We start from the raw sequence: 3,409 nt of genomic DNA on the forward strand, positions 1-3,409 counted from the left end.
CTTCCTACATTTTATCCCTCATTAACTTTGTGGCCTGTCTGGTAATGAAGACAGACAGGCCTCTTTTCGACAGGCTGTGCAGGCCACCTGTCCCTATGGACAAGTGGCCTGCATTTTGAAATTTTCCCTTGGCAGAAGTTCTCTGATTAGAGCTTGACGGTGTGAAATCATTCCGCCGCAGCCATTTCATCCAGCACTAGCTGCTCTGCGCATTTCCTCGCGCTGGCAGAGCCAAAATATCGGACAGGAATATTTTCCTTCCTTACCGTGTCGATGACCCGATAGTAGAACTTATGCGAAATCGCGTTGGACTGAATCCACACCACATCCGCGCCCCTGATAGCGTTGACATCCGGCAGCAGCTCCCGGTCGAAGAAGCGGACACCGGGCAGCATGGGCCGGATGGCTTTTCGCCAAGTGTCGTGCCCACCAAAGGCCACAATCCGGCGTTTCGTCTGCCAGGGAAATTCGATCTCGGATTCTGAAATCTCCTCCGGCTGACCTTCCTTCGATCTCAGAATAAACAGCGTCTCCCGGAGCTGGCTGAGTTCCGCGCGGTCTCGAAGAGCGTCCGACTCCAGTGCCTGAAGCTGTTCCTGAAGCCGGCGCATTCCCTGCTCCGCTTCGTGCAGCGCTTTCCGGGATTCTTTCAGCTGGCGGGACAGCTCCGCCGCCTTGGCGGCGTTGTCCTCCGTCTCTGCCTCGAGCTCCCCGGCCAGTTCTGACAACTCCTCATCCAGGGATTTCAGAAAATCATCAAAATCATCTGGAATACCGAATGACTCCGGCCCCTGCATTCTCAAATCATCTACATAAGAGGCAAACCACGCACCCCAGGCAAGAGCCTCCGCACGGCCCTCCGGCACGCCCTGTTCCATGAACCAGCCTTTCAAACAACTGGAGGGCGCCTGATCTCTTGGCAAGGCATATCCGGTAGCGAGATAGAAAAGCTGTCCTTCCGAGAGCAGCTCTCCCTCTTCGATGTTCGGGTCCGGTAAAACTTCCTCATATGCGCCTTCACGGGAATGGTACGCATACCGGAGGGAAAGGTCCGGCACGCCTTCTTCAGACGTATCCGCATAGCTATATGCCTCATCCGCCCCCCAAGGCAAATGCCGTTCCGCACAGACCAGCACACTGACAGTAAGTGCATTCAGATTTGCCAACACGTCGCTGTCCCGCTCCAAGAGCAGATATGCCGCGCAGATCATATAGGGGTCCTGCACCTGAAAGCCTTGCAGGAGTTCAGAGGACCGGCGGAAATAAAGTGTCCCCCGCACCTTCTCCGGTGACTTGCCGATCAGCATCATTGTGTTCATCAGGAACCACATGTCTGCGTGATCCCTAGCAGGGTTAAAATCCTGGCATCTGTCCAAAGCATTGATTCCAAACGGGTCGCTGAGGGATGGCTGGCTCAGCATGGGTGCCGCTCCACCGCCGTCGGGCCCAGCAGGCGGTTTTACACGGGTACAAACCTCCAGATAGCGGTCAAAGTAGTCCAGCAGAGCATCCTTGAACTCATCCTTCAGCCTGACCACAGTTCTTTTATCCACTAGATCCCAAACTTTGCGAAACGCTTGACGCTGCTCCCCTTTCCGCTCTATGAACACCTTCATGAGTCCTAGCATATGGTCACGGGAATAGGAAAGATCGTCCACATCTGGCGTTGAATAATCGATTTCCTCGTCAAGTTCCGGCGGCAGAAGAGGAACGAGCTCTTCCCAAAGCTCTTCCCTCTCCACATAATCCAGCAGCCACAGCGCCGCACCCAGCATATAACAGCTGGACCAATTGCAGTGGTCCACGATTGGTCCTGGCAGTGCGGCCACCTTTGCTAACGCCGATGCGATGTCCTGCCGCTGGTACTTTCCCCCGAAGTATTTAAAGAAGAATCCCAAGGAGGCCCTAGCGGCCTTTTCTCCCTGTTTCATCGCCTCGCCGTTCTGGAAGGTGTCCGGGGTGTTCTTCCGCATCTGAGCGGTGGCGTAACGCAGAGAAGAGATCGGTTCCTTGAACGCACGCTCCTCGGAAGGAGACAGCGGCGTGGAGCAGACCGGCTCTCCCGCCAGAGACCAGTTTTTTGAGGTATTCGCTTTCTTCTTCCCGCCCATATTTAGACACCGTACTTTCAAAAATTGATTTTTTTCTACAGTTTACCACATTTGAAAAGCATTGTCACGGATTACCCGCTCCACATTTTTATAGGGGGTGCTATCATGCCTTATGTTGAATTTACCGATACCCAAAAGCAGCGCGCCGCCGCCGTAGACCTGGAAGCCTTTCTTCTCAGCCAGGGAGAAAAGCTCCTGCGGGAAGGCCGGGAAAGCCGCCTCGCAAGCGACCACAGCGTCACCGTCCGTGGAAACGAGTGGTACGACCATGCTACGAAAGAGGGCGGCGGGCCGATATCGTTTGTCCAGAAGTTCTATGGCCTGAGCTACCCGGAGGCCATGTCCTGCCTCTTGAACGGTGAACAGGGCGAGATCCGGGCTGCGCCGCCGAAGAAGAAGGAGAAAAAGGAATTCATTCTTCCTCCGAGGAACAGCACCATGCGCCGGGTCTACGCCTACCTGCTCCAGCAGCGTCATATCAGCCGGAGTGTGCTGGACGCCTTCGTTCATGCCGGCCTGATCTACGAAAGCCGCGAAAGGCCAAAAGGCAGCGACCGGGAATATCACAATGCCGTATTCGTCGGAAAGGATGTGCATGGTACAGCCCGCCACGCTCATAAAAGGAGCGTCAACAGTGCCGGACCCGGACTCAAGCTGAACATTGCGGGCTGTGACGCACGGTACAGCTTCCACTTCACCGGGACCAGCGATCGGCTCTACGTCTTCGAGGCTCCGGTCGACCTGCTCTCCTTCCTCACGCTGTACCAAAAGGGCTGGCAGTCCCACAGCTACGCCGCCCTTTGCGGCACCAGTGAGCACGCCATGCTCCGGATGCTGGAGCAGAACCCCAATATCCGCAACGTTCTCCTCTGCCTCGACCACGACGCGGNGGGCATCGAGGCCAATGGGCGGCTTGCCGAGATTTTGCGGGATTGTGGATATCGCTGTGTCTCAGTCCTCCAGCCGGAGCACAAGGACTGGAACGAGGATNTCAAGGCCGCCTACAGCCTCCCCGCCCTTCCGGCGGAGGAGCATCCCCAGCTTGCCGTCGCGCCGGAGGTCTGCCAGTTCATCGCAGAGAAGTGTGGGAAACTCAAACCGGACAGCCTGGGAAACCTTGAAAAAGAGCTTCCCAGGCTGCTTCAATTTTTCCAAAACCACATCCAGCAAAATCAAATTGGAAGAGCGACTCTGTACGCGGACGAGGCGTCCGCCTTGGCACTGGCGGCGTACAGCCGGGAACTGCGGCAGCTCGGGCAGCCGGCCGACGCCGTGGAGCTTGGCAAACAGCTCTGCGC

The 3,409-nt window shown here is 56.4% G+C and carries 2 protein-coding genes; one reads left to right on the forward strand and one right to left on the reverse strand.

Features of this window, described 5'->3' with window-relative positions:
- Positions 1-167 precede the first annotated feature (167 nt).
- Entirely contained in the window at positions 168-2,111 is a 1,944-nt protein-coding gene (locus JX325_RS13905) for a hypothetical protein (protein ID WP_204791687.1), read from the reverse strand.
- Between the two features lie 105 nt (positions 2,112-2,216).
- On the opposite strand from JX325_RS13905, the gene JX325_RS13910 reads away from it, so the two are divergent.
- A partial coding sequence (locus JX325_RS13910) for a DUF3991 and toprim domain-containing protein (protein WP_204791688.1) occupies positions 2,217-3,409 on the forward strand: 1,193 nt, incomplete at its 3' end.

Source organism: Oscillibacter sp. CU971 (genome assembly GCF_905219725.1).
GTDB lineage: Bacteria > Bacillota > Clostridia > Oscillospirales > Oscillospiraceae > Oscillibacter.

Coding starts and splice junctions, on each gene's coding strand:
- JX325_RS13905 (WP_204791687.1), bottom strand. CDS start 2,111: ATGGGCGGGAAGAAGAAAGCGAATACCTCAAAAAACTGGTCTCTGGCG.